This window comes from Telluria sp. ZT3P26 (genome assembly GCF_059686035.1).
Genome location: NZ_JCASII010000007.1, coordinates 1 through 25,669 on the forward strand (window position 1 = coordinate 1; position 25,669 = coordinate 25,669).

The 25,669-nt window shown below is 65.6% G+C and carries 22 protein-coding genes; 14 read left to right on the plus strand and 8 right to left on the minus strand.

Features of this window, described 5'->3' with window-relative positions; genetic code table 11:
- Nucleotides 1-189: 189 nt before the first annotated feature.
- Nucleotides 190-2,436, minus strand: a complete 2,247-nt coding sequence (locus AC56LN_RS20205) for an OPT family oligopeptide transporter (RefSeq protein WP_499574407.1) — start codon at nucleotides 2,434-2,436, stop codon at nucleotides 190-192.
- A 204-nt stretch (nucleotides 2,437-2,640) separates the two neighbouring features.
- Here AC56LN_RS20205 and AC56LN_RS20210 point away from each other — a divergent pair, with 204 nt between their 5' ends.
- The gene (locus AC56LN_RS20210; RefSeq protein ID WP_499574606.1) at nucleotides 2,641-5,091 is read left to right on the plus strand and encodes a penicillin-binding protein 1A; all 2,451 of its coding nucleotides are present in this window, start codon (nucleotides 2,641-2,643) and stop codon (nucleotides 5,089-5,091) included.
- 95 nt (nucleotides 5,092-5,186) lie between these two features.
- On the plus strand, nucleotides 5,187-5,546 hold the full coding sequence (locus AC56LN_RS20215; RefSeq protein ID WP_499574408.1) for a DUF1428 domain-containing protein: 360 nt from the start codon (nucleotides 5,187-5,189) through the stop codon (nucleotides 5,544-5,546).
- An 11-nt stretch (nucleotides 5,547-5,557) separates the two neighbouring features.
- Here the strand turns inward: AC56LN_RS20215 and AC56LN_RS20220 are convergent, their stop codons facing one another.
- The gene (locus tag AC56LN_RS20220; protein ID WP_499574409.1) at nucleotides 5,558-6,799 is read right to left on the minus strand and encodes an AMP-binding protein; all 1,242 of its coding nucleotides are present in this window, start codon (nucleotides 6,797-6,799) and stop codon (nucleotides 5,558-5,560) included.
- Nucleotides 6,800-6,953: 154 nt separating this feature from the next.
- Between AC56LN_RS20220 and AC56LN_RS20225 the strand changes: the two genes are divergently transcribed.
- The 7 genes from AC56LN_RS20225 to AC56LN_RS20255 all read left to right on the plus strand — a co-directional run bounded on the left by AC56LN_RS20225 (nucleotide 6,954) and on the right by AC56LN_RS20255 (nucleotide 13,306).
- Nucleotides 6,954-7,376 (plus strand): PAS domain-containing protein, encoded by a 423-nt coding sequence (locus tag AC56LN_RS20225; protein WP_499574410.1) that lies wholly within the window; start codon nucleotides 6,954-6,956, stop codon nucleotides 7,374-7,376.
- On the plus strand, nucleotides 7,373-8,737 hold the full coding sequence (locus tag AC56LN_RS20230) for a sensor domain-containing diguanylate cyclase (RefSeq protein ID WP_499574411.1): 1,365 nt from the start codon (nucleotides 7,373-7,375) through the stop codon (nucleotides 8,735-8,737). Before AC56LN_RS20225 ends, AC56LN_RS20230 begins: the two co-directional genes overlap by 4 nt.
- The gene (locus AC56LN_RS20235; protein ID WP_499574412.1) at nucleotides 8,727-10,505 is read left to right on the plus strand and encodes a putative bifunctional diguanylate cyclase/phosphodiesterase; all 1,779 of its coding nucleotides are present in this window, start codon (nucleotides 8,727-8,729) and stop codon (nucleotides 10,503-10,505) included. Before AC56LN_RS20230 ends, AC56LN_RS20235 begins: the two co-directional genes overlap by 11 nt.
- 125 nt (nucleotides 10,506-10,630) lie before the next feature.
- Entirely contained in the window at nucleotides 10,631-10,891 is a 261-nt protein-coding gene (locus AC56LN_RS20240) for a hypothetical protein (RefSeq protein ID WP_183551816.1), read from the plus strand.
- A 117-nt stretch (nucleotides 10,892-11,008) separates the two neighbouring features.
- On the plus strand, nucleotides 11,009-11,260 hold the full coding sequence (locus tag AC56LN_RS20245) for a hypothetical protein (protein ID WP_499574413.1): 252 nt from the start codon (nucleotides 11,009-11,011) through the stop codon (nucleotides 11,258-11,260).
- Between the two features lie 90 nt (nucleotides 11,261-11,350).
- The gene (locus AC56LN_RS20250; RefSeq protein WP_499574414.1) at nucleotides 11,351-12,358 is read left to right on the plus strand and encodes an HDOD domain-containing protein; all 1,008 of its coding nucleotides are present in this window, start codon (nucleotides 11,351-11,353) and stop codon (nucleotides 12,356-12,358) included.
- Nucleotides 12,359-13,306 (plus strand): 5'-nucleotidase, encoded by a 948-nt coding sequence (locus AC56LN_RS20255; protein ID WP_499574415.1) that lies wholly within the window; start codon nucleotides 12,359-12,361, stop codon nucleotides 13,304-13,306.
- On the opposite strand, the gene AC56LN_RS20260 is transcribed toward AC56LN_RS20255, so the two are convergent.
- The gene (locus AC56LN_RS20260) at nucleotides 13,303-14,622 is read right to left on the minus strand and encodes a GDSL-type esterase/lipase family protein (protein WP_499574416.1); all 1,320 of its coding nucleotides are present in this window, start codon (nucleotides 14,620-14,622) and stop codon (nucleotides 13,303-13,305) included. The two genes, AC56LN_RS20255 and AC56LN_RS20260, sit on opposite strands and share 4 nt — an antisense overlap.
- 157 nt (nucleotides 14,623-14,779) lie before the next feature.
- Here AC56LN_RS20260 and mfd point away from each other — a divergent pair, with 157 nt between their 5' ends.
- From mfd to AC56LN_RS20275, 3 genes are all read left to right on the plus strand, one after another.
- Complete coding sequence (gene mfd / locus AC56LN_RS20265; RefSeq protein ID WP_499574417.1) at nucleotides 14,780-18,226, plus strand: transcription-repair coupling factor; 3,447 nt, start codon at nucleotides 14,780-14,782, stop codon at nucleotides 18,224-18,226.
- Nucleotides 18,227-18,234: 8 nt separating this feature from the next.
- The gene (serB, locus tag AC56LN_RS20270; RefSeq protein WP_499574607.1) at nucleotides 18,235-19,077 is read left to right on the plus strand and encodes a phosphoserine phosphatase SerB; all 843 of its coding nucleotides are present in this window, start codon (nucleotides 18,235-18,237) and stop codon (nucleotides 19,075-19,077) included.
- 107 nt (nucleotides 19,078-19,184) lie between these two features.
- Nucleotides 19,185-19,631: a hypothetical protein gene (locus AC56LN_RS20275; RefSeq protein ID WP_499574418.1), complete on the plus strand. Its 447-nt coding sequence runs from the start codon at nucleotides 19,185-19,187 to the stop codon at nucleotides 19,629-19,631.
- Nucleotides 19,632-19,901: 270 nt separating this feature from the next.
- Here the strand turns inward: AC56LN_RS20275 and AC56LN_RS20280 are convergent, their stop codons facing one another.
- From AC56LN_RS20280 to AC56LN_RS20290, 3 genes are all read right to left on the minus strand, one after another.
- Nucleotides 19,902-20,477, minus strand: a complete 576-nt coding sequence (locus AC56LN_RS20280; RefSeq protein ID WP_499574419.1) for a DUF1349 domain-containing protein — start codon at nucleotides 20,475-20,477, stop codon at nucleotides 19,902-19,904.
- 333 nt (nucleotides 20,478-20,810) lie between these two features.
- Nucleotides 20,811-21,197 (minus strand): hypothetical protein, encoded by a 387-nt coding sequence (locus AC56LN_RS20285; RefSeq protein ID WP_499574608.1) that lies wholly within the window; start codon nucleotides 21,195-21,197, stop codon nucleotides 20,811-20,813.
- A 59-nt stretch (nucleotides 21,198-21,256) separates the two neighbouring features.
- Nucleotides 21,257-22,063, minus strand: coding sequence for a DUF72 domain-containing protein (locus AC56LN_RS20290; RefSeq protein ID WP_499574420.1), 807 nt, complete (start codon nucleotides 22,061-22,063; stop codon nucleotides 21,257-21,259).
- A 143-nt stretch (nucleotides 22,064-22,206) separates the two neighbouring features.
- On the opposite strand from AC56LN_RS20290, the gene trxC reads away from it, so the two are divergent.
- Both trxC and AC56LN_RS20300 read left to right on the plus strand, forming a co-directional pair.
- A complete protein-coding gene (gene trxC, locus AC56LN_RS20295; RefSeq protein ID WP_499574421.1) occupies nucleotides 22,207-22,644 on the plus strand; it encodes a thioredoxin TrxC in 438 nt (145 codons plus the stop codon).
- Between the two features lie 75 nt (nucleotides 22,645-22,719).
- Entirely contained in the window at nucleotides 22,720-23,082 is a 363-nt protein-coding gene (locus tag AC56LN_RS20300) for a DUF4870 family protein (RefSeq protein WP_499574422.1), read from the plus strand.
- 26 nt (nucleotides 23,083-23,108) lie between these two features.
- Here AC56LN_RS20300 and AC56LN_RS20305 read toward each other — a convergent pair whose 3' ends face one another.
- The gene (locus tag AC56LN_RS20305) at nucleotides 23,109-24,269 is read right to left on the minus strand and encodes a cystathionine beta-lyase (RefSeq protein ID WP_499574423.1); all 1,161 of its coding nucleotides are present in this window, start codon (nucleotides 24,267-24,269) and stop codon (nucleotides 23,109-23,111) included.
- Between the two features lie 12 nt (nucleotides 24,270-24,281).
- Nucleotides 24,282-25,643: a 30S ribosomal protein S12 methylthiotransferase RimO gene (rimO, locus tag AC56LN_RS20310; RefSeq protein WP_499574609.1), complete on the minus strand. Its 1,362-nt coding sequence runs from the start codon at nucleotides 25,641-25,643 to the stop codon at nucleotides 24,282-24,284.
- Nucleotides 25,644-25,669: the final 26 nt, after the last annotated feature.

Consider the following 25,669-nt stretch of genomic DNA (forward strand, 5'->3'; position numbering starts at 1 on the left):
CGCCGTTACGCACAAATTGGCCCATCTGATCTACGGCGTCATTCGAACAGGCAAGCCATTCGACGCAAATTTCTTATCGAATCGGCTTGCAATTCAAGACGGTATCTGACCCCAGCTGTTGGAAGTGCTAGGGCTGAGGTCGTGTCCGAATGTCAGACCTGACCCCAGCTGTTGCCTTGGGAGCCCGCCCTACTTCACCGGTTTTTCACGGGCTACCCAGAACAGCAGCGCCACGATGACGGCATATGGCAGCATGCTCAGCACGTTCGCGCTGTCGCCGTCGAAGAAGGGGTTGTAGGTTTCGGCCCAGCGCGTGGCGGCGGCGTCGAAGTCTGTCAGTACGCCGGCCGTGATCGCGATGATGATCCCCGCGAGGGCGCCGCCGGCGATGTAGCCGGATGCCAGCAGCACGCCCGAGCTGCGGTCGTTTGCGGCCTGGCGCTCTTCTTCGTTCAGGCCCAGGTTCTGCGGCAGCTTGTTGTTGCGGCGGTCGGCCAGCCAGCGCACCGTGCCGCCGATCGCGATCGGCAGCGTTGCCACCAGCGGCAGGTAGACGCCCACCGAAAACGCCAGCGATGCGATCCCCGCCATTTCCAGCACGATCGCGATCATCACCCCGAACAGCACCAGCGTCCACGGCAGCTCGCGGTCAAGGATGCCCTTGATGATGTACGACATCAGCACGGCTTTCGGCGCATCGTATTTCTTCACTTCGGTGCCGTCGGGCCGCGTTTTGTGGTGGCCGTTGATGCCCGGGTCGACCAGGTACACGACCTTGCCCGCGGTGTCGACGAAGTACTTGCCGGCCGGGCCACCGACCGTGTCGGTCTTGTGCCAGACTTTATAGGTGTTCTTGTCCGTTTCGGCTTGCGGGCCTTGCAGCGTGCCGGTGTCGGTCAGCTTCGACGCATCGACCGTCAGGCCCGGCGCCACCTGGGCCGCCGGCACGTACACGGTACCCGCGTCGTTCAGCTTGAGCAGCACCGGCCCCAGGATCAGCGCGGATGCAAACGCACCGCACAGGATCGCGTACTGCTGCATGCGCGGCGTGGAGCCGACCAGGTAGCCCGTCTTCAGATCCTGCGACGTCGTGCCGGCATTGCTGGCGGCAATGCAGACGATGGCGCCAACCGACAGCGCGGTCACGTAATACTGGCCGCCCGTCCAGCCCATGAGCAAGAAGATCAGGCAGGTAAACAGCAGTGTCGCCACGGCCATCCCCGAGATCGGATTGGATGACGACCCGATCTCGCCGACCAGCCGCGACGACACGGTCGCAAACAGGAAGCCGAATACCAGGATCAGCACCGCGCCAAGCACGTTCATGTGCAGCGGCGCGGCCAGCGAAATGACGGCGACGATCGCCAGGCACCCGATGACGACCCACTTCATCGGGATATCGCGGTCGGTGCGCAGCGACGCATCGGCGCTGCTGCCGTTCTTCATGCCGGCCAGGCCGCCGCGCAAGCCGTTCCAGATCGTCGGCAGCGAGCGCGCCAGCGAGATCAGGCCGCCCGTGGCCACGGCGCCGGCGCCGATATAGAGAATATAGGCGCTGCGGATATCGTCGCCCGTCATGTCGCGGATCGGGATCGTGCCGGGCGAGAGCGGCGTGCTGGCCAGCTCGCCGAAGAACTTGATCATCGGGACCAGCATCAGCGACGCCAGCACGCCGCCAGCGGCCATCGTGAAGGCGATGCGCGGCCCGATGATGTAGCCCACGCCCACCAGCTCGGGCGAGATCTCGGCGCCGATGCTGCCCGTCTTGAGCGGCGCGCCGAACTCGAAGTTGACCGTATCGCGCCAGCCCTTGAACGACACGCTGAGCGTCTTGTACAGGATGCCGATGCCAAAGCCGCCGAAGATCAGCAGCGCGCGGCGCTTGGCGATGCGCGCTGCGTCGCTGCCGGCGATGCGCACTTCGCCCGCTGCGTCACGCGAGACGTCAGTCGCGGCGGCCTTGAGCACTTCGGCGCAGGCTGTGCCTTCCGGGTATTTCAGTTCGCGGTGCTGATCGACGATCAGCGTGCGGCGCAGCGGGATCATCATCAGGATGCCCAGCAGTCCGCCGAGCACGCCCACCAGCAGCACGCGCGAGATTTCCAGGTCAAAGCCCAGGATCAGGATCGCCGGCATCGTCACGCCCAGGCCAAAGGCCAGCGATTCGCCGGCCGATCCGGCTGTCTGCGCGATGCTGTTTTCGAGGATCGTCGATTCGCGCGCACCGAGCTGCTTTGCTACGCCGAACAGCGTGATCGCGATGACTGCCACCGGGATCGAGGCGCTGACGGTCAGGCCGACCTTGAGCACCAGGTACAGCGACGACGCGCCGAAGATCATGCCGAGGATGACGCCCATGATCAGGGCGCGCGGCGTCATTTCAGCCAGTTGGGCATGGGCGGGAATATAGGGTCTGAAGCTTGAATCGGGCGGCATGGTGTCCTTGGTTGCGGGCGTAGCTCGCCGCTGCGGACGAACCGAAAGCAGGAATATCGCACATGCACGTACGGAAAGAAAGCGCGCGCTGAAAGCGGACTATAATCGCCCGATCCTGGCCCACTACGTGGTCTGCAGCAAGTTTTAGATGAGAGTTCGGCATTGAAAGCGACCAACCAACAGTCCGCAAAAACCCTGCTGGGCATGAAGCGCGCGTACGCGATCGTCCTGATCGTTTTCGCTGCGCTGGTGCTGATCGCGGCCGGTCTGGCCATCGGCGTGTGGAGCGCGATCAGCGCCAAGGTGCCGCCGATCGACGCCGTCACCGACTACCGCCCCAAGATCCCGCTGCGCATCTACACGCAGGACAATGTGCTGATCGGCCAGTTCGGCGTCGAGCACCGCGACTTCGTGCCGATCACGAAGATCCCCGCCATGATGAAAAACGCTGTGCTGGCGATCGAGGACACGCGCTTCTATGAACACGGCGGCATCGACTTCATCCGGGCGATGGGCGCGGCTCGTGCCAACCTGCGCGGCGGTTTCCGCCAGGGCGCATCCACCATCACGATGCAGGTCGCGCGCAACTTCTTCCTGACCAACGAGAAAACCCTCTCGCGCAAGCTGACCGAAGTCGCGCTGGCCTACAAGATCGAGCGCTCGCTGACCAAGGACCAGATCCTCGAGCTGTACATGAACCAGATCTACCTGGGCCAGCGCTCGTATGGTTTTTCCAGCGCCGCGCGCAGCTACTTCGGCAAGACGCTCGATCAGCTGTCGCTGGCCGAGACAGCGATGCTGGCCGGCCTGCCGCAGAATCCCGCGCGCACCAATCCTGTATCGAACCCGAAACGCGCGGCGGCCCGCCAGCACGCGATCCTCAAGCGCCTGCTGGAGCTGGGCACGATCACCGAGGCGCAGTACACCGCCGCGCTGGCCGAGCCGCTGCGCGTCAAGCGTGACGCCGGCCAGAAATTCGACACGCCGGCCCAGTATGTCGCGGAGCTGGCGCGCCAGGCGGTCTACGAACAGTTTGGCGAGGAGGCCTACACGCGCGGCATCGTGGTCACGACAACGATCCGCGCGGCCGAGCAGAAGGCGGCGTACGAATCGGTGCGGCGCAATGTGCTGGCCTACGATGGCCGCCATGGCTACCGCGGCCCCGAGGCGCGCGTCGAGCTGCCGGCTGACCCCGAACAACGCGACGAGGCCATTGCCGATGCCCTGCAGGCGCGCCGTTCCAGCGATGGCCTGCTGGCCGGTGTCGTGCTTGCAGCCAGCACGAGCCAGGTACGGGTGACGCTGCTGTCCGGCGAAGACATCGTCATCAAGGGCGCCGGCCTGAAGTTCGCCAGCCCGGGCCTGCAGCCAGCGGCGCGCGAGTCGCTGCGGATCACGCCCGGCGCCATCATCCGCGTCAGCAAGGACAAGGCCGGCGACTGGGCCATCGTGCAGGTGCCGCAGGTCGAAGCGGCGTTCGTCGCCATCGACGCCGACACCGGCGCCTACCACGCACTGGTCGGCGGCTTCGACTACAACCTGCAAAAGTTCAATCACGTGACGCAGGCGTGGCGCCAGCCGGGATCGAGCATCAAGCCGTTCGTGTATTCGGCCGCACTCGAAAAAGGCTATTCGCCCTCTACACGGATTCTCGATGCGCCGATCGAACTGCCCGGCGCCAGCGAAGACAATCCATGGCGCCCGCAGAACGACGACGGCGTGTTCGACGGCGAAGTCACGCTGCGCCAGGCGCTGGTCAAATCGAAGAACGTGCCGACCGTGCGCGTGCTGCGCGCGGTGTCGGTCGATTTCGCGCACCAGTACCTCGAGCACTTCGGCTTCGACCTGGCGCGCCATCCACGCAACTACACGATGGCACTTGGCACGGGCGCTGTCACCCCGCTGCAGCTGGCTGGCGCCTACTCGGTGTTCGCCAACGGCGGCTACCGCGTCAAGCCCTACCTGATCCAGCGCATCGTCGACGGCAATGGCACCGTGATCGCCGACGTGCCGCCGTCGCAGGGCCCGCAGGAAGACAACCGCGTCATCACGGCAAGAAATGCGTTTGTCGTCGACAGCATGCTGCGCGACGTGGCCCGCTTCGGTACGGCCGCCGGCTCGGCCAAGCAGCTCGGCCGCACCGACCTGGCCGGCAAGACCGGTACCACGAACGATGCGATCGATGGCTGGTTCGCCGGCTATGCGGGCAAGGTGGTGGCCGTATCGTGGATGGGTTACGACGAACCACGCTCGCTGGGCGGCCGCGAATTCGGCTCAACGCTGGCGATGCCGATCTGGATCGACTACATGCGCGTGGCGCTGGCCAAGGTCGCGCCGCAGGAACGGACGCCGCCAGAGGACCTGGTCAACGATGGCCGCGACTGGATCTATCCGGAATATGCCGATGCGGCCGAGACGCGCACCATCGACATCGCAATTGCGCCGCCAGCGCTGCCCGTCGACGAGTTCCAGCAACCACTCGATGAGGCACCGCCTGACGGCACGTCACCGCTTGAGGCCCTGCCCCACCTTGCCCCACCACCTGCGCCGGCGCCGGCGCCGCCGCTGCAGCAGTCAGCGCCGTCGAACACGCCGCCACCGCTGCCACCGCAACAGCCCCCGCAAGCGCCACCGCCCGACAACAGCGTGTGGTAGCCTGAGGTTTCCGACACCACCGTCGGCAACCTTGCGGGCCGCCTGCCAGTCAATGGCAGGCGCGCTGCGCACATCCAACGTTCAGGGAGATCCACATGGCATATGTCGATGGTTTTGTCCTTCCGCTTCCCAAGTCACAGATCGAGACTTACCGCGCCCAGGCGCAACTGGCGGGCGCCGTCTGGCGGGAACACGGCGCACTCGAATACCGTGAGTGGATCGCCGACGATGTGCCGACTGGCGAACACACGTCGTTCCCCCGCAGTGTCAAACTCGAAGAGGGCGAAACGGTGATCCTCGCCTGGGCCGTCTACACATCGCGCGCCCATCGCGACGAGGTCAACGAAAAGGTCATGAACGACCCCCGCCTGGCCGCGATGATGCAGCCGGGTGGCGTGCCGTTCGACGTCAAGCGCATGTTCTTTGGCGGCTTCGAGCAATTCGTCGCCGTGTAGGGCGCACGCCCCTAGACGTCGCTGTCGATGATCCAGTCGGCCAGCTTGCCGCTCGCCCCACGCGGCAGGCCCGGCCCGAACGAATAGGCCGCCGGGCATTCGGGCGCCGTCAGGCGCTCGCGCAGCCAGGCGTGCAAGGCCGCCTGCAGCGCCGCATCGGCCGCCGCGCCTTCCTTCACCACCACGAAGGCCTTGAGCCGCTGGCCTTCATCCGGCCGCATGCGGCGCACGCTGGCGTCCAGCACGGCAGGATGCAGCCGCAGCACATCGGCCACGTAACCCGGAAACACATTGACGCCGCCCACCTGGACTGCCTGGTCGATGCGCCCGTCGGGCCGGAAACGCCCGTCGTCTTGCCACACCAGCCGGTCCTGCAACGCCGCTGGCCGGCGCGTACCGTCCGGCCACTGGCGCACCAGGCCTTCGGCCTGCAGATCGGCCTGCACCTCGCGCGACCAATACGGGAACAGCGTGTAGCCGCCCTCCGGCGCATCACGCCAGCCGACACCGGCAGTCTCCGAGCTGCCGTAGATCTGGACCAGCCGCGCCAATCCTGTCGCCAGCGCCACGCGTGCCACCTCGGGCGGACACGGCGCCGTCGATGTGATGCCGACGACGTCCGGCGCCAGCGGCCCTGCCGCCTGGCCGACTGCGCGCCACACGTCCGGATAGCCGATGACCAGGTCGCCCGGCATCAGCCGGGCTGCCAGCGCCGCCGGCGCGTGGTCGCGCAAGTCGCATACGATGTCGATCCCCAGGCGTCGCGGCAGCAGGATGGTGAACAGGAACCCGTAGATATGATGCGCCGGCACCAGGCTGACGATGCGCCGCCGGCCGGGCAGCAACCGGGCGAGCGCCTCGACCTCTTGCCACAGCAGCGCCAGCGGATGCGTGCACGGCTTGGGCGCGCCGCTGCTGCCCGAGGTACGAAACGTCAGCGCGCTCCCGTCCGCGTCAAGACCGGCGCGCGCCGCAGCGAGCCAGTCTGCCAGGCGGGTATGCGCCAGCAACGGCGCGTCAGCGCTGCCGTGCAGATGCAATTGTGTTTCGAGCGCGGATGCCAGCCCCATGAGCTCGAGCGAATCGGCGCCCAGATCACGGCGCAGGTCGAACACTGCCGGCCAGGGCGGCGCCTGCAGCTGCCGGCCGGGTCGCAGCGCCGCCAGTTCGGCGGCCAGCAGGTCGGCAACCACGCGTTGCAGGCCTGGCGCATCGCGCCACCAGCAGGCCGCGTCGTCCGGATGAGGTGTCATGACATGGGAGAATAGAATGAGACGGGCATGGTGACGTCGAAACAGCAGGCTGTCAATTTGCGACACGACGTGCAAAATCGCAGATTCTCACAGTAAAATCATGTTTTGTTGCAGTGTGGCAATTGACACGCGTTTATGGCACATGGCAACATCGATGACCAATATCTACTGGCCGCGCGTCGGCACCCATTTCATGATTTTAACCTTTGATTTCCCCGAGCTGGCCAGCCGACTCGATGCGTGTTCTGCCGAAGAACTGGACCAGCTCGATTTCGGCGTCATTGGTTTCGACGCGAACACCGAGGTCAGCCGCTACAACGCGTTCGAGTCGCAAGCTGCCGGCCTGTCGCCGCAGCGCGTCCTGGGCCAGCCATTGTTCACGAACGTCGCCCCCTGCATGAACAACTTCATGGTGGCGCAGCGTTTCGATGATGCGCTAGAACAGAACATCGCCCTCGACGAAACCGTCGATTACGTCCTGACCCTGCGCATGCGCCCGGTGAAAGTCGCCCTGCGCCTGCTGTCCAGCCCCGGTAGCGCCACCCGCTACGTTCTCGTCAAGCGGCAACCAAAGTGAGTGACGACCTTGCCCAGCTCAGCGCGGAATACGAGGCGCTGATCCAGTTCCTGTACCTCGCGCCGGTTGGGCTGGTCCAGCTCGACGCCGATGGCGAGATTGCCATGATCAACCCGATCGCGGCCCAGCTCCTGATGCCGCACTCGCGCAACGGCGGGCTGGATAACCTGTTCGTCGCCCTCGAGGACATCGCGCCCGATCTGCGCAATCTGTGCCAGCAGAGCACGGTCCAGAGCGGCAAGATCTGCGACGGCATGCACGTGCACCTGCATGCCGGCAGCGGCTGCAGCAAGCGCATGCCGCAGATCCTGTCGATCACGCTGCTCCGGCTCGATGCCAGCCGGATCATGGCCGTCATCGACGACATCACCGAGCAGGTGCGGCGCGAATGCCGTCAGCGCCAGAACGACGCCTGGCTCAATGCGGTCCTGACCGGGATCACCGATTACGCGCTGGCCAGCCTGGATGCGCAAGGCCGGCTGTGTGAATGGAACCCGAGCATCGGCCGCGTGACCGGCTTCGGCCAGGACGCCGAGGGGCAAAGCTACACGATGTTCTATCCGGCCGATGCGATCACGCCCGAGCACGCGCTGGACCGCCTGCGCGAAGCCGATGCCGATGGCTGGGCGCTGGACGAGAGCCGCCTGCTGCGCGCCGATGGCAGCGCCTTCTGGGGCAGCGTGATGATCGCGCCGCTGCCGGAAGCCGACCGCGACACCACCGATGGCGCCCCCGGCCTGCCGTGTGAAGAGGGCCCGGCCTACTGCCTGATCCTGCGCGACGTGACCGACAAGCGCGACATCGCCGAGCGCCGCCGGCGCGAGGCATTCAGCGACCACCTCACGGGCCTGGCCAACCGGCGCGCCTTGTTCGACGCCGCCAGCCAGGAGCTCGAACGCAGCCGCGCCGCGCCGCGTCCGACGGCGATGATCATCCTCGACGCCGACCATTTCAAGGCCATCAACGACCGCTACGGCCATCCGGGCGGCGACGCCGTGCTGCAGCACCTGGCGGCGATCCTGCTCGACTTCTTCCGCGAAGTCGATGTCGTCGCGCGCATCGGTGGCGAGGAATTCGCCGTACTGCTGCCATCGACCGACCTGGCGCATGCGCTGGATCTGGCCGAGCGCCTGTGCGCGTGCGTTGCGCTGGACGCCAAGAGCTTCGACGGCCAGGCGATTGTGTGCACGATCAGCGCGGGCGTGGCGGTGGCTGCCGACGGCCATGGCGGCGTCGACCTGCTCATCAAACAGGCCGATCAGGCCCTGTACGCGGCCAAGCGCGCGGGGCGCAACCGCGCCCTGGTGTGGCAGCCCGAAACGATTCCGGCCGATGCCCAGGAGGCGCTCGATGGAGCCTAAAGTGCAGCAAGACGCGGTCGACGCCTATGAAGCGCTGGTGCAGTTCCTGTACCGGGCGCCGATCGGCCTGGCCCAGACCTCGCTCGACGGCACGGTCGACATGCTCAACCCGATGGCGTCGCGGCTCCTGATGCCGCTGGCCACCGCGCAGGGCCTGGACAACCTGTTCGACGTGCTGGCGCCGGTGGCGCCGCACCTCGCGTCCATGGTCGAAGCATTCCTGGAACCATCCGGCATGATCTGCGAAGGCCTGCGCCTGCCGGTGGGCGTGCCGCACGCCGCCAGCGGCAGCCTGCAGGTGCTGGCGCTGAACCTGATGAAGCTCGACCCCGAACGCCTGATGGCGACCGTGGCCGATGCCACGTTCGAAGTGCAGCGCGAGCAGGAAGTGCTGTCGCGCCGCCTGCGCAATGCCGCGCGCACCGACGCACTGACCCGCATGCCCAACCGCGAGGCGGTGCGCGACGCGCTGCAGCACCTGCTGGCGCAGCCGGTGTCGGACTTCGGCTTCGCGGTACTCACCCTCAATTGCGACCGCTTCCGCCAGCTCAACGACAGCCTGGGCCAGGCCGTCGGCGACCATCTGCTGATGCACATGGCCGATCGCCTGCGCGGCGCGCTGCGCCCGGCGCTGGGCCGGATCGAACCGGGCACCCAGAGCGGGCAACTGGCGGCCCGCACGGGCGGGGACGAATTTGTCGTCCTGCTCGATGGCCTGCGCGGACGCGCCGATGCCGAGCGCATCGCGCTGCGCCTGCTCGATGCGCTGGCGGAGCCGTACGTGGTCGACGGCCATGACATCGTCTGCGGCGCCAGCGTCGGCATGGCCTGGAGCATGGACGACCCGGACATCGCCCTGCGCGAGCCGGACGACGTGCTGCGCGACGCCGGCATCGCGATGGTCGAGGCCAAGCGGGCCGGCGGCAACCGCCACGTCGTGTTCGCGCCGAGCATGCGCGAGCGCGCCGCGCGCCGCGCCGGCATCGAGGCCGAACTGCGTCAGGCGCTCGTCGAAGAACAGCTGTTCGTCGTGTACCAGCCGGTAGTGCGGCTGCTGCCCTGCGGCGGCGTCGATTACGCTGCCGGCGTCGAGGCGCTGGTGCGCTGGCGCCACCCGGTGCGCGGCATCGTGCCGCCGATCGACTTCATCGAAGTGGCCGAGGAATGCGGCCTCATTGGCCTGCTGGGCGACTTCGTTCTCGAACGCGCCTGCCGCGATTTCCTCGCCTGGCGCGCACGCCTGGGCGAGCGCGCGCCAGGCCTGATGGCGGTGAACCTGTCGCGCGCACAGCTGGCGCAACCGGGATGGATCGACGGCGTGCGCCGGATCCTGCACGACACCGGCATGCCGCCGGGCTGCCTGCAGCTGGAGGTGACCGAGAGCCTGGCCGCGCAGGGCCAGGACATCCAGCAACGCCTGCACGACCTGAAGGCGCTGGGCATCAAACTGGCGCTGGACGATTTCGGCACCGGCTACTCGTCGTTGTCGAGCCTTCATCTGCTGCCGGTGGACACGGTCAAGATCGACCGCTCGTTCGTCTGCCAGGCCGATACCAGTGCCCACCACAGGGTGCTGATCGAAGCCACCGTCAAGGTCGCACGCAGCCTGGGCATGACGACGGTGGCCGAAGGCATCGAGACGCAATCGCAGCTGGACGTGGTGCGCAGCCACCTGTGCGACAAGGTGCAGGGTTACTTCTACAGCCGGCCCTTGCCGGCGACCGAGCTGCTGGCCTGGCTGGCCAGTCACGAGGCAGCCATCCACTGATCGTAATTACGCCTGCGCTGACGTGCGCTGGGCGTGTCGTCCTACAAGAATGGACTCTGTGTTCCTATGGGTCTAAACCCGTGGTTGCTTGATGATAAGACAACTTAATCATCACGGAGACAACCATGACACGCACCCTCGGAACCGCACTGATCGCAGGCATGATGGCATTCGGCCTGGCCGCATGCGATACCCCAAGCAAGACCACTGATTCGATGAGCGGCTCGAGCAGCACGATGTCGACGACCGGCTCGGTGCAGACCCCAAGCACGACCGCAGGCCAGGGTAGCTGGAATTCGGGCGCCACCGGCGCCACCGGCGTCAACAGCGCATCCGGGACCACCAGCAACAACGAGCCAGTGACCAACTCGGCAACCGGCCGCTGATCGACAGCGCAGGCGCACCATCCCACCCGCGCCACCGCGCGCGCGTGGGTGGTCGGGCGGCCTCCTTCACTGGTAGCCGCATCCGGCCATGCCATTCACCCCACAAGGAGAAATGCTATGAAAACGCTTCACACTGCACTCATTGGCGGCATGTTTGCCTTCGTCCTGGCCGGTTGCAATACGACCGACACCATGGGCACCAGCAGCAGCACCGGTTCGTCCTCGATGGGCACGACGGCATCCGGTTCCACCGGTAATCCGACCGTCGATGCGCAGATGGGCATGGCGCCAACCGATACCGCCACCGGCACTGCAGCCACGCCAACCAACACCGGTCACACGACCACCAGTTCGGATACGAAGCAGTAATCGCCGTTGCGCATGGCTGGGCTCCCGGTCGTGCGCGGCATTGGCGCTGTAGAATCGCGCCATGCCCACCTCTTTTGTGATTCCCTCCCCATGAAACGCTGGCTCGCACGCCTGTTCGGCGCCGCGCCCGCAGGGCCGGTCGACCTCGCACCTTCCCCGTCCACGTTGCCTGCGGCCGATGCACTGTCCATGCCGGCTCTTGATGACCAGCCGGCACTGGACCTGGATCTCGCGTTCTTCCACTGGCTGGCCGGGCCGCACATTGCCGGCGCGGCGGGCGACGAAACCCTGGTGCTCGACGAGTTGACGCGGCTGGCACGGGATCCACTCGCAGCGAGCGCCCTCGTTCCGCGCGTGCCAGCCGTGATTCCGCAAGTGCTGCGCAGCCTGCGCGACGACACCGGCTCGCCGGCCGGCCTCGCGCGCCTGGTGGCACAGGACGCCGTCCTGGTGGCCGAGGTGATCCGCGAAGTCAACAGCCCGTACTACCAACCCGGCGCACCCGTGCGCAACCTGGAAGGCGCGCTGCTGCTGCTTGGGCAGAACGGCTTGCGCATGCTGCTGGCGCGCGTGGCCTTCCGGCGGATCATCAGCCTGCAGACCAGCCGCCTGGCGCGCCTGGTCGCGCCGCAACTGTGGAGCCAGTCCGAGAAATGCGCGCAGGCCGCCAGCCTGCTGGCAGAGGGTCACGGCGCCGATCCGTTCGAGGCCTATCTCGCGGGCCTGATGCACAACGTTGGACTGGTCGTGGCCCTGCGCGTGATCGATGGCCTGGTACCGAGCGGCGGCTTGCCCGACAGCGACGCCTTCGGACTGCGCCTGGTGCAGGCGGCGCGCCAGATGTCGGCGGGCATCGCGGGGCAGTGGGAACTGCCCCCGGCGATTGTCCATGCGATTGCCCATATCGGCGATGCTGCGACGCCCGCCGCCAGCCTGCCTGCCGCACTGGGCGAGGCAGATGGCCTGGCCAAGCTTTACATGCTGGCCCAGGGCGGGCAGCCGGCATTCGTGGCTGCCGTGGCGGCGCTGCCCGCAGGCCTGCGCCAGATCTACGATTCCTTCAACGACACTGACCACGCCGGTCACCAGGACGCCTGAATGCCATTTCCCATCGAAGAAAAACTCGTGATCGGTGTCGCCTCCAGCGCCCTGTTCGACCTGTCCGATTCGCACCAAGTCTATCTGGACGACGGGCCGGAAGCCTACCGCAGCCACCAGGAACGCCAGCGTGACGTGATCCTGGCGCGCGGCGTCGCGTTCCCGTTCATCCGGCGCTTCCTGAGCCTGAACCGGTGTTTTCCACAGCAAGCGCCCGTCGAGGTGGTGCTGTTCTCGCGCAATTCGCCCGAAACAGGCCTGCGCGTGATGCGCTCGATCGCCCACTATGGCCTGGACATTTCGCGCGCCGTGTTCATGAGCGGCAAGTCGCCCTATCCGTATCTGCCGGCCTTCAACACGGCGCTGTTCCTGTCGGCGAACGAGGACGACGTCAAGAGTGCGATCGCGGTCGATTACCCGGCCGGCCTAGTGCTGCCATCGGGCATCGCCGATGAAGACACCGACATCGAACTGCGCGTCGCCTTCGACTTTGACGGCGTCATTGCCGATGATGAATCCGAAGCAGTCTACAAGCGCAACAACGACCTGAGCGAATTCCACGCCCATGAAACCCTGCACATGGCGCGCCCGCACCAGCCAGGCCCGCTGGCCGGGATGTTTCGCAAGCTGGCCATGCTGCAGCAGCTGGAACACGCCGCCCAGCAGGCCGACCCGGACTACCGCCGGATTGTGCGGATCGCCATCATCACCGCGCGCAGCGCGCCGGCGCACGAGCGCGTCGTCACCACGCTGGGCAGCTGGGGCGTCTCGGCCGACGAGACCTTCTTCCTGGGCGGGATGGACAAGGCGCGCGTGCTGTCGGTGTTCAAGCCGCACATTTTCTTCGACGACCAGCTCACCCACCTCAAGTCCGGCCCGGGCGGCACGGTGCCGATGGTGCACGTGCCGTTTGGTGTGGCCAACCGGCGCATCGTCGAGGGTTCCTAGAGCCGCGGCAGCGCCATCAGGCGGTCGAGTTCAGGCTGCATTGCCTTCGCCCAGATCGCGTAGCCCGCTTCGTTCGGATGCAGCAGGTCGGGCATGATCGCTTTGCTCAACGTGCCGTCCGGCGTCAGGAACGCACCGTTCACGTCCAGGAACACGATCCGGTTGCCATCGGCCAGCGCCGGCAATTGCGCGTTGATCGCGTCGTTGGTGCGCCGCAGTGGGCTCTCGGGGGTCGCATCGCGCGGGAAGATCGCCACCAGCAGGATGCGCGTGCGCGGCAGGCGGTGCCTGATCTCGTCGAGAGTGCGGCGGATGCCCGCCACCGTGCTGGCCGCGAAATCGCCGCGCAAGCCGGTGTTGTTGGTGCCGATCATCAGCACCGCCACCTTCGGATCGAGACCGTCGACGGCGCCGTTCTGCAACCGCCACAACACGTTCTCGGTGCGGTCGCCGCCGAAGCCGAGGTCCAGCGCGTCGAATCGCGCGTAACGCTCCTGCCAGACGGGCGCCCCTTCCTTTTCCCAGCCCTGTGTGATCGAGTCACCGATGAACACCAGTTGCGGGCTGCGGGCCTCGCGCACCATCTGCTTCGCGTCGGCCAGCTTCTGGCGATGACGGGGCAGCCACCAGTCGATTGACCACGCTTCGTCGAGCCTGGCCGGCGTGACCGCCACCGTGCGCCAGTCCGGGCAAGCCGTATTCGGCGTGCCGCCCGGTGCGATGACCACATTGGCGATGCTGACCTGGCCGCTGCCCGTGCCTTCCAGTGCAAACGGCCTGGCCACCTGCGAGAAATCGTCGCCGTCGCGCGCGAAGCACGACAGCGCCAGCACGACGCGCTGCCAGCCCTTGCCCTGCGCGGCGCGCCCCGGAAGTACGTACGGCACCTGGCGCTCGCAGCCAGCCCCGCATCCCACCTTGACCACGAGGCCACCGGCGCCCAGCGCATCGACCTTCAGGTCGAAGCCCAGCGTACCGCGCGCAAGGAATGGCCGCAGGTCCTGCGGGGCCGTCTGCAGCGCCACGCCGCTTTTCCAGATCTGGCGCCACTGCAGCGCAAGCGCGGCGCCGCCATCGGCCCGCTTGCTGCGCGCGAGTTCGATGGCGCTGTCCGGGAAGGTGGTGCGCAGCGCGGCGTCGGCGGTGACCTTCTCGCCATCCAGCAGGTGCGTTGTATCCGGCGCCAACGCCAGGATGTCGACACCGGGTCGCGACGCATTGTCGAACAGGACCACTGGCGCTGGCAGTGCCGCGCTGGCCGCTGCGCTCAACAGGAACGAAACAAGCAGTGGCAAGACTGTGTAAGCAGGGCGCATGGCATCTCCATCATTTTTATGTTAGCGCAATCATGCCCGGGATCCGGCTTCAGGACAAGCTGCCGATCTCCACGCTGCGCGGCGGGAGAGCACGCGTTCGACTATAATTGTCCATCACTTTCCAGCGCATTTTTCACGGATACCTCAAGCACGCGGCATGCCTTTCGACCTCGAGAAACACCTCCCCAAAGCAGGCCATCGTTTCGTCCTGCCGCTCCTCCACGGTTCGTCCGACGCCTACGCGCTGGCGGTTGCCGCCCTCGCGCTCAAGGCCCAGGGCCAGATGCTCACCGTCGTCGTGGCCAATGCCAGCGATGGCCAGCGCCTGCTCGATGAAATCCCGTGGTTCGCCGACGGCAAGCTGGCCTGCCACCTGCTGCCCGACTGGGAAACGCTGCCGTACGATGCGTTCTCGCCGCACCAGGATCTGGTGTCCGAACGCCTGGCCACGCTGCACGAGATCCGCAACGGCCAGTGCGACGTGCTGATGGTGCCGGCCACCACCGCGCTGGTGCGCCTGGCGCCGCCGTCGTTCCTGGCCGCGTACACGTTCTTCTTCCGCCAGGGCGAGCGCCTCGATGAAGCACGCCTGAAGGCGCAGCTCACGCTGGCCGGCTACACGCACGTGTCGCAGGTGATGTCGCCGGGCGAATATTCGGTGCGCGGCGGCCTGATCGACCTGTTCCCGATGGGTTCTGCCCTGCCCTATCGCCTTGACCTGTTCGGTGACGAGATCGAATCGATCCGCACGTTCGATGCCGACACCCAGCGCTCGCTGTACCCGGTGCGCGAAGTGCGCCTGCTGCCGGGCCGCGAATTCCCGATGGACGAAGCGGCAAGAACAGGCTTTCGCGGCCGCTGGCGCGAACGCTTCGAGGGCGACCCGTCACGCTCGCCGATCTACCGCGACATCGGCAACGGCATCGCCGCGGCCGGTATCGAGTACTACCTGCCGCTGTTCTTCGACACGACGTCGACGCTGCTGGACTACCTGCCCGACGGCACGCCACTGGCACTGGTCGGCGATATCGAAGGCGCCATCAACCGCTTCTGGATGGACACCGAGTCGCGCTACCGCTTCCTGAAAAGCGACCGTGAGCGCCCGATCCTGGAACCGACCGAACTGTTCCTGAGCGCCGAGCAATTGTTCACCTGCATCAAGCCGCACGGCCGCTGGAATATCGCGCGCGACCCGCTGGCACCGGCGTCCGAGCTGTCCGCACCGATTCCCGACGTCGCCGTCAACCGCCGCCTGGACGATCCACTGGCCAGCCTGCGTACCTACCTCGAACGCAGCGACACGCGCGTGATGATCTGCGCCGATTCGGCCGGCCGGCGCGAAACGCTGCAGCAGTACTTCAGCGAATACAGGCTCGATCTGGTACCGGTCGAAGGCTTCGAGGGCTTCCGCGCGAGCGATGCCCGTCTGGCGCTGGGCGTCGCGCCGCTGCAGGCCGGCTTCGAGCTACTCGATGCGGGCGCCGGCCACCTGGTCTTCATCACCGAGACCGAGCTGTATGCCGGTTCGGGCCGGCGCGCCGGCAAGAAGAAGCAGGAAGCGACGAGCCAGGTCGAGTCGATGGTGCGCGACCTGTCCGAGCTGAAGATCGGCGACCCGGTCGTGCACATCAACCACGGCATCGGGCGCTACATGGGCCTGACCAGCATGGACCTGGGCGAAGGCGAGACCGAGTTCCTGCACCTGGAATACGCGAAGGACACGAAGCTGTACGTGCCGGTGTCGCAGCTGCACGTGATCGCGCGCTACTCGGGCACGGCGGCCGAAGACGCGCCGCTACATTCGCTCGGCTCGGGCCAGTGGGAAAAGGCCAAGCGCAAGGCCGCCGAGCAGGTGCGCGATACGGCCGCCGAGCTCCTGAACCTGTACGCGCGCCGCGCGCTGCGCCAGGGCCACGCGTTCGAATATTCGAACGTCGACTACGAAAACTTCTCGCAAAGCTTCGGCTTCGAAGAGACGCCCGACCAGGCCGAGGCGATCCACAACGTCATCAAGGACATGACGTCGGGCCGCCCGATGGACCGTCTGGTGTGCGGCGACGTCGGCTTCGGCAAGACCGAAGTCGCGCTGCGCGCGGCGTTCATCGCCGTCATGGGCGGCAAGCAGGTCGCGATCCTGGCGCCGACGACGCTGCTGGCCGAGCAGCATGCACAGACCTTCGCCGACCGCTTTGCCGACTGGCCCGTGAAGATCGCCGAGCTGTCGCGCTTCCGCACCGGCAAGGAGATCAACAACGCGATCAAGGGCATGGCCGACGGCACGCTCGACATCGTGATCGGCACCCACAAGCTGCTCTCGCCCGACGTGAAGTTCACGCGCCTGGGCCTGGTGATCATCGACGAGGAGCACCGCTTTGGCGTGCGCCAGAAAGAAGCGCTGAAATCGCTGCGCGCCGAAGTGGACGTGCTGACGCTGACCGCCACGCCGATCCCGCGCACGCTGGGCATGGCGCTGGAAGGCTTGCGCGACTTTTCGATCATCGCCACCGCGCCGCAAAAGCGCCTGGCGATCAAGACTTTTGTGCGCAGCGAAGACGGCTCGATCATCCGCGAGGCCTGCCTGCGTGAACTCAAGCGCGGCGGCCAGATCTACTTCCTGCACAACGAAGTCGACACCATCGAAAACCGCCGCGCGATGCTGCAGGAGCTGCTGCCGGAAGCGCGCATCGGCGTGGCGCACGGCCAGATGCACGAGCGCGACCTCGAAAAAGTCATGCGCGACTTCGTGGCGCAGCGCTTCAACATCCTGCTGTGCACGACCATCATCGAGACCGGCATCGACGTGCCGACCGCGAACACGATTATCATGCACCGCGCCGACAAGTTCGGCCTGGCGCAGCTGCACCAGCTGCGCGGGCGCGTGGGCCGCTCGCACCATCAGGCGTATGCCTACCTCCTGGTGAGCGACGTGCAGAACCTGACCAAGCAATCGCAGCGCCGCCTGGACGCCATCCAGCAGATGGAAGAACTGGGCAGCGGCTTCTACCTGGCGATGCACGACCTGGAAATCCGGGGCGCGGGTGAAGTGCTGGGCGAGAACCAGTCCGGCGAGATGCTCGAAATCGGCTTCCAGCTGTATTCGGACATGCTCAACGAGGCGGTACGCTCGCTCAAGGCCGGCAAGGAACCCGACCTGGCGGCGCCGCTGTCGTCGACCACCGAAATCAACCTGCACGTACCGGCGCTGCTGCCAGCCGACTACTGCGGCGACGTGCACGAGCGCCTGTCGATCTACAAGCGCCTGGCCAATTGCGAAACGCTTGACCGCATCGACAGCATGCAGGAAGAACTGATCGACCGCTTCGGCAAGCTGCCCGAGCCCGTGAAAGCGCTGGTCGAGACGCACCGGCTGCGCATCGCCGCCAAGGCCGTGGGCATCGTCAAGATCGACGCCCACGGTGAAGCAGCCAGCCTGCAGTTCATGGAAAAGCCGCCGATCGATCCGATCAAGATCATCACGCTGATCCAGAAGAACCGCCACGTCAAGCTGGCCGGCCAGGACAAGCTGCGCATCACGGCCAGCATGCCCGACCTGTCGGCACGCGTGAACCAGATCAAACAGACCATCAAACAACTACTCGCATGAACACGACGATGAATCTGGTGCTGCAAGGCCCGCAGGCCGATCCCGCCACGCTGGCGCGCCTGGCGCAGCTGGCCAATCCGCAACGCACCACGGACGTGGGTGCGCATGCGCTGCGCTGCGAAGGCGTGGCGTTCAGCGCCGACCTGAAAACCCGTGTCGACGCCGCAGCGTTCGAGGCTGGCGTGGACGCCACCTTCATCGCGGTCGGCCGCTCGCTCGCGGATGTGCGCCTGGTGGCGATGGACATGGACTCCACGCTGATCACGATCGAGTGCATCGACGAAATCGCCGACATGCAGGGCCTCAAGCCACAAGTGTCCGAGATCACCGAGGCGGCGATGCGGGGCGAACTCGATTTTTCGGAAAGCCTCAGGCGCCGCGTGGCTTTGCTTGAGGGACTGGATGCGGGCGCGTTGCAGCGGGTGTACGACGAGCGACTGCGCATCTCGCCGGGTGGCGAGGCGATGCTGCACGCCGTGCAGGCGGCTGGTATCAAAACGCTGCTGGTGTCGGGCGGTTTCACCTTCTTCACCGAGCGGCTCGGCGCGCGTCTCGGCCTGGATTACACGCACGCGAACGTGCTGGAGATCGAAGATGGCAAGCTGACCGGGCGGGTCGTCGGCGGAATCGTCGATGCCGAGGAAAAGAAGCGCACCGTCGAACGCGTGTGCGCGGAACTGCGTATCGCGCCATCGCAGGCGGTCGTCATGGGCGACGGCGCCAACGACCTGAAGATGATGAGCATTGCCGGGCTGTCGGTGGCGTTTCGCGCCAAGCCGGTCGTGCGTGCGCAGGCCGATGTGGCGCTGAATTTTTCCGGGCTGGATGGCTTGCTGACGATTCTCAGGTAATGAGCGACGGCGCCCACGCGCCGGATGTCTGCTCGCTGTAACACCTTGTAAAACCGTGCGCCGCCTTGCCAGCAAGCTCGTATGATGGGTTGATCAGGAGGAGCGCCATGAAAAATCTCGCCATCATTATCGTGTCTCTGGGCGCGCTGGCCGGCTGCGCCGCGCCCGGCCCCTATTACAGCAACCAGGGTTACGCCCAACCGGCTGACCCGAGCCAATGGCGCGTTGTGTCCGTGACGCCAGTGCCAATCGGCACTGGCGCGCGTGTGGCATCGTCGGGCGGGCCCACCGTCACTTCGACCCCGTTACCCGCAACCACGTACTCGACGCCCTATTACACGCCGCAGCAGCCGGTCTACGTCCAGCAGCAACCCGTATATATCCAGCAGCAGCCTGTCTACGTCCCGCAGCCGGTATATGTCGAGCAGCCAAACTACTGGTACCCGCCAATCTCGATCGGGCTGGGCTTCGACTTCGGCCGCAGCAGCTGGCGCGGCCACCGTGGCCGGGGCTGGGGTGGCAGCATCGGGACCCACTTCCCGTACCGCAGATAATGCACAGCAAAGCCGGCAAATGCCGGCTTTTTTCATGCAAAAAAGCCGGGGTCAGGTCTGACATTCGGACACGATCTCGACAGTTGGTTGTCGAAACCAGCAAAAAAGCCGGGGTCAGGTCTGACATTCGGACACGATCTCGACAGTTGGCTGTCGAAACAAGATGGCACCAAGCCATTCTACTGTTACTCGAGAAGCCATTGAACGTGGATAAGGCTGAGTTTGTGTCTGAATGTCAGACCTGACCCCGGCTGTGCCGCGTCGTCGCGCTTACGACAAATCGTGCAAATCTTTCTGCAGTGCTGGCTGCACCGAGAACTTGCTGAACTGTACCTCCAGACCGCCACGCTTGGGCGTGCAGCACATGGGGCCGACAAGATAAAGGTCGGCGACAGGAAACGGCGCCAGGCGCAGTAATGGCCAGACGATGCCATCAACCGAATACTGCGCCCTGACGGTGCCGGAACCAATGGTGACGCGGATCCAGAACCCGTCACTGATGGATGGCGCAGGCATTACCGCCCAGTCAGACTTTTCGTTCGTCAACACGGTACTGAGCATCAATTGACCGTCCGAGAACTCCACACCGATCTTGATCCAGCGGGTCTCGTCGATCCTCACCATCAAACCCGCCTGGTCGTACAACGCCTGAAAATCCGCCCGCACGTGCAGTTGGGCGGTGAACGCATGATCGACAGGTCTGCCAAAGAAATGGCCATTGTCGTGAATAAAATCGTATTCGGTGATGCGCCAGAAGTCCGTGTTTTCGCTGGTGACGACTTTCAGTGTGTCTCGGTCGATCTGATATTCGGGTGGCGTTTCAAGCCATGTGCATTCTTCGAACATGTCATGTCTCTTTCATACTGTTTCGCTGCTTCACTCAAACGCATGTGCCCGGGAAAGAGCGGGGGTCAGGTCTGACATTCGGACACGATCTCGACAACAGGGTAGTCAAACCCCGCTGGCACCGGGCAATGCTAATGCTGATCAAGGTACCATTTTAAATGGCCAAGGCTGAGGTCGTGTCCGAATGTCAGACCTGACCCCGGCTCTCAGAATGTCAGACCTGACCCCGGCTCTAAGGCTGAGGCCGTGTCCGAATGTCAGACCTGACCCCGGCTTTGTAAGCCCGGCTTTGACCTCGACTGTACAATCTGCCGCGCAAACGCGGTTTGTGGATTAACTGCCGAACAGGTCGTGCGCGTCGAGAATGGCCCAGGCGATCTCGGGCCGCAGGTTCAGGCAGCGCCGCACCGCGGCTGGTACCGACTGCCGCACTTTTTTGCACAGACCGGGGCGGTCTTCCAGCACGATCACGATGCCGCGCACGCTGCGCACTTCGTTCGGTCCCGGCGCGATGTGCAGCGTCGCGCCGATGTTCTTGTGGATCAGCGCCTGCACGTGCTGCAGGTCGGCGAAACTGTCGATGCGCTCGATCCGTTCGATGAGCTTGAGCTCTTGCTGGCGCGTGATCATCAATGGGCGCTGGTCCAGTTCCGGGTCGGCCAGAACGCGCGCGCGGTCGCAGACGCAGGCGCCTGGTGGGCACTCGACACGCAGGGGCACGGCGGCAGCGACACTGCCGGCGATTGGGCCCGACTCTGACTGGACGGTACTGGATACGTTCACACGGGTGGCGCCATGACGTTGTGACCTGCTGATTCTACCCTGCCCCGGCCACCCGAGTTATCGCCATCCCGCCCCAACAGTTCGAGCGCATTGGGCACGGCGGCGCCCTCGGCGGTATTATCGAAGATGCACCACGCAGTCCGACCCGCCCCCAGATCGCGATCGATGTGGCTGCGCCAGCGGGCAATCTCCTCGTCCGGATACGCCGAATAATAGATGCGTGGCGCGCCGTGCAGCCGTATGTAGACCTCGGTATCGCTCGTCGGCACGTGGTCCCCGGGCTGGCCCGCGGCAGGGTCAGCGATCACACGGATCACGCCGCACTCCCGCAATGTCGCCGTGGCGGCCTCCGAAAACCAGCTTGCGTGCCGCGCTTCGAACGCGATGCTGCAGCTGAAACGCGCACGCACCTGCCCGAAGAATGCATGCGCCAGCACGTCGTCGAAACCAAAGCGCGGGGGCAGCTGGATCAACAGGCAGCCCAGCTTGTCGCCCAGCATGCCGGCCTCGCCCTGGAACCGGTCGAGCAGCGCGTCGACATCACGCAGCCGGGCGTCGTGCGTGATCGCGCGCGGCACCTTGACCGAGAAGCGGAAGTGCTCAGGCACGCTGGCGGCCCAGCGCGCATAGGTCTCGGGTTTGTGCGGCCGGTAGAACGACGAATTGATTTCCACTGCCGGGAACACGGCGGCATACCGCTCGAGGTGGCTGCCTTCCGCCGGAAACGCGCCGAAGTCCTTGCTTGCAAGGCTCCAGCCGGCGCAACCGGTCAGCAGGCGGCCGGGCATATTCTGCTCAGGCATGCGATCGTCTCATTTATATTATTGCAACCATTCTACCGAGCGAAGGCAGCGCGCGGCGCATGGCAAGGCTGGCGACGTGCAGGCGACGCCCATGCCGGCCCCCGCTTACAATAACGACATCATATCGACCGGAGGATGCCAGCATGACCGAACCAACCCACATCGTTTGCCCGCACTGCGACGCCGTCAACCGCATGCCGCAGTCACGCCTGCAGGACGCGCCGACCTGCGGCAAGTGCGCGCAGCCGCTGTTCACGGGGCGCCCGCTGGATGTCGACAGCGCGCGTTTTGAACGGCATATCGGCCGCAACGACATCCCCGTGCTGGTGGACTTCTGGGCCGAATGGTGCGGCCCGTGCAAGATGATGGCGCCGGCGTATGCCCAGGCAGCCGGACAACTCGAGCCGGCGGTGCGCCTGCTGAAAGTGGACACCGAGCGCGCGCAGGACCTGTCGGCGCGCTTTGCGATCCGCAGCATCCCGACGCTGGCCCTGTTCAAGGGCGGCCGCGAAATCGCACGCCAGTCCGGCGCGATGGATGCAGTGCGCCTGAGCGCCTGGGTGCGCCAGCACATCGGGTAAAACGGAGAGGCAGCCACCGGGGATCGTGCTGCTACAATGGCAACAAAGGGGGTTGGCCCCGTAACAGGAGACGGTATGTCGCAAGAACTGATTCTGGAACGAAGCGTTGAAGACAGCAAGCACTGGGCGCGCATCCTGTATGTGATCCATGCGCTGACGTTCTTCTTTTCGCTCGGCATGCTGTCGATCGTGCCGGTGATCGTCAACTACATCAAGCGCCCGGAAACCGTTGGCACGATGGTCTACAGCCATCACACGTGGATGATCCGCTCGTTCTGGTGGTACGTCGTGTGGATGGCGGTTGGCGCCGTGTTGTTTGCCACCATTATCGGAATCCCGGGCGCCTGGGTCGTCTGGTTCGTCGTGTGGGTCTGGAAAGCGTATCGCCTGATCCGCGGCTTCATTGACCTGAACAACAACCGCGCGATGCCCGTATAAAGAAATGGGGCCAGCGGCCCCATTGTTCACAACGTATCGAAGGCCCGTGCCAGATCGGCGATCAGGTCGGCCGGGTCTTCCAGCCCCACATTGAAGCGCACCAGCACCCCGCCCTCCCACCGGTCACGCAAGCTGCTAATCCGGTACGGCATCACGAGACTGTTCGGCCCACCCCAGCTATAGCCGATGCCGAACAGCGTCAGCGCATCGACCATGCGATCGACCTGCGCCTCGTCGAAGCGCGCATCGAACACCACCGAGAACAGGCCGCCCGCGCCCGTGAAGTCGCGCTGCCAGAACGCATGGCCGGGGCAATCCTCGAACGCCGGATGCAGCACCTTCGCGATCTCGGGCCGCGCCTTGAACCAGGCGGCCAGCTCGCGCGCGCTGGCGTCGTGCCGCTCGAAGCGCATCTTCATCGTCGGCAAGCCGCGCTGCACCAGGTACGCATCGTCGGGACTCACGCCCAGGCCCAGGCGCATGTGCGCCAGCGCCAGCCGGTCGTTCAGCGCCCGGTCGCGCGTGATCACCGCGCCCATCAACAGGTCGGCCCCGCCGGACTGGTATTTGGTCAGCGCATGCATGACGATGTCGGCGCCAAGGTCGAACCCGCGCAGCGCCAGGCCCGCCGACCACGTGTTATCGAGCGCTACCAGCACGCCCCGCGCGTGCGCCGCGTGGCACAGGGCCGGCAGATCGGGCACTTCCATCGACACCGAGCCCGGCGCCTCGGCCCACAGCAGCTTGGTGTTCGGCTGGATCAGCGCGGCGATGCCGGCACCGATCATCGGATCGTAGTAGCGCGCGGTGACGCCGAAATCCGCGCTGAGCCAGCGGCCCAGTTCACGGTTCGGATTGTAGACGTTCTCGGGCAACAGCACATCGTCGCCGCTTGTGAGCAGTGCAAAATCGACCATCGCGATCGCGGCCAGGCCCGACGGCGTGAGCAGGCAGTGATTGCCGCCCTCGATCTCGGCCAGCTTGCCTTCGAGCGTGAACGTGGTCGGTGTGCCATGCAAGCCGTAGGTGTAGGCGGTCTTGTCTTTCCACTGGCTCGCGCGCATCGCCGCCGTGTTCGCGAACAGCACGGTCGACGCGCGGTGCGTCGCCGGCGGGAAGGCATCGAACCCCGCCGGTGCGACATAGTCGCTATGCACCAGCGTGGTCTGGATCGACTTGGCGCTCATGGGCTTAGCAGCTTAGACGGGATTGGCCCACAGATCGTGCGCATCGGCCTTCGTGATGACGACATCGGCGAACTGGCCGACGACCAGTTTGCTCTTGCCCGGCACGAGCGGCCGCTTGATGTGCACGACGCCATCGATTTCCGGTGCATCGGCGCTGGAGCGGCCGATAGCTTCACGCGCGCCCACTTCGTCGATCAGCACGCGCAGCGTCTTGCCGACCTTGGCCTGCAGGCGCTTGGCCGAGATTTCTTCTTGCAGCAGCATGACGCGCGCGCGGCGCTCTTCACGCACTTCTTCCGGTACCGGATTGTCGAGCAGGTTGGCCGTTGCGCCTTCGACCGGCGAATAGGCAAAGCAACCCAGGCGATCGATCTGCGCTTCTTTCAGGAAGTCGAGCAGGTACTCGAATTCGGCCTCGGTCTCGCCCGGGAAGCCGGCGATGAAGGTCGAACGGATCGTCAGGTCCGGATTCATCGAACGCCATTTCAGGATGCGCTCGAGATTGCGCTCGCCGCTGGCCGGGCGCTTCATGCGTTTCAGGACATCCGGGTGCGCGTGCTGCATCGGGATGTCGAGGTACGGCAGCACATGGCCATCGCCCATGAACGGGATCGCATGGTCGACGTGCGGGTATGGATAGACGTAGTGCAGGCGCACCCACGCGTCGTACTGGCGCGCGAGCTGGCCCAGCGCTTCGACCAGCTGCGTCATGTGCGTCTTGATCGGGCGGCCATTCCAGAAACCGGTGCGGAACTTGACGTCCACGCCGTAGGCGCTGGTGTCCTGCGAGATCACGAGCAGTTCCTTGACGCCCGACTTGAACAGGTTCTCGGCTTCGACCAGCACTTCGTCGATGCGGCGCGACACCAGGTCGCCGCGCATCGACGGGATGATGCAGAAGCTGCAGCGGTGGTTGCAGCCTTCGGAAATCTTCAGGTAGGCGTAGTGCTTCGGCGTGAGCTTGACGCCGTGGTCCGGCACCAGGTCAATGAACGGATCGTGCGGTTTCGGCAGGTGCAGGTGGACCGAGTCCATCACCTCGGCCAGCGCATGCGGGCCGGTCACAGCCAGCACCTTCGGATGCACCTTGGTGATGATGTCGTCGCCCGCGGCGTCTTTCTTGGCGCCCAGGCAGCCGGTGACGATCACCTTGCCGTTTTCGGCCAGCGCTTCGCCGATCGCGTCGAGCGACTCCTGCACGGCAGCATCGATGAAGCCGCAGGTGTTGACGATGACGAGATCCGCCCCGTCGTACGAGTTGGCGGTCTGGTAGCCTTCGGCGCGCAACTGGGTCAGGATCTGCTCGGAATCGACCAGCGCTTTCGGGCAGCCAAGCGAGACAAAGCCGACCTTCGGCGCGACCACACCGGGCATTGGCGCCGGAATGATGATAGCGGGCG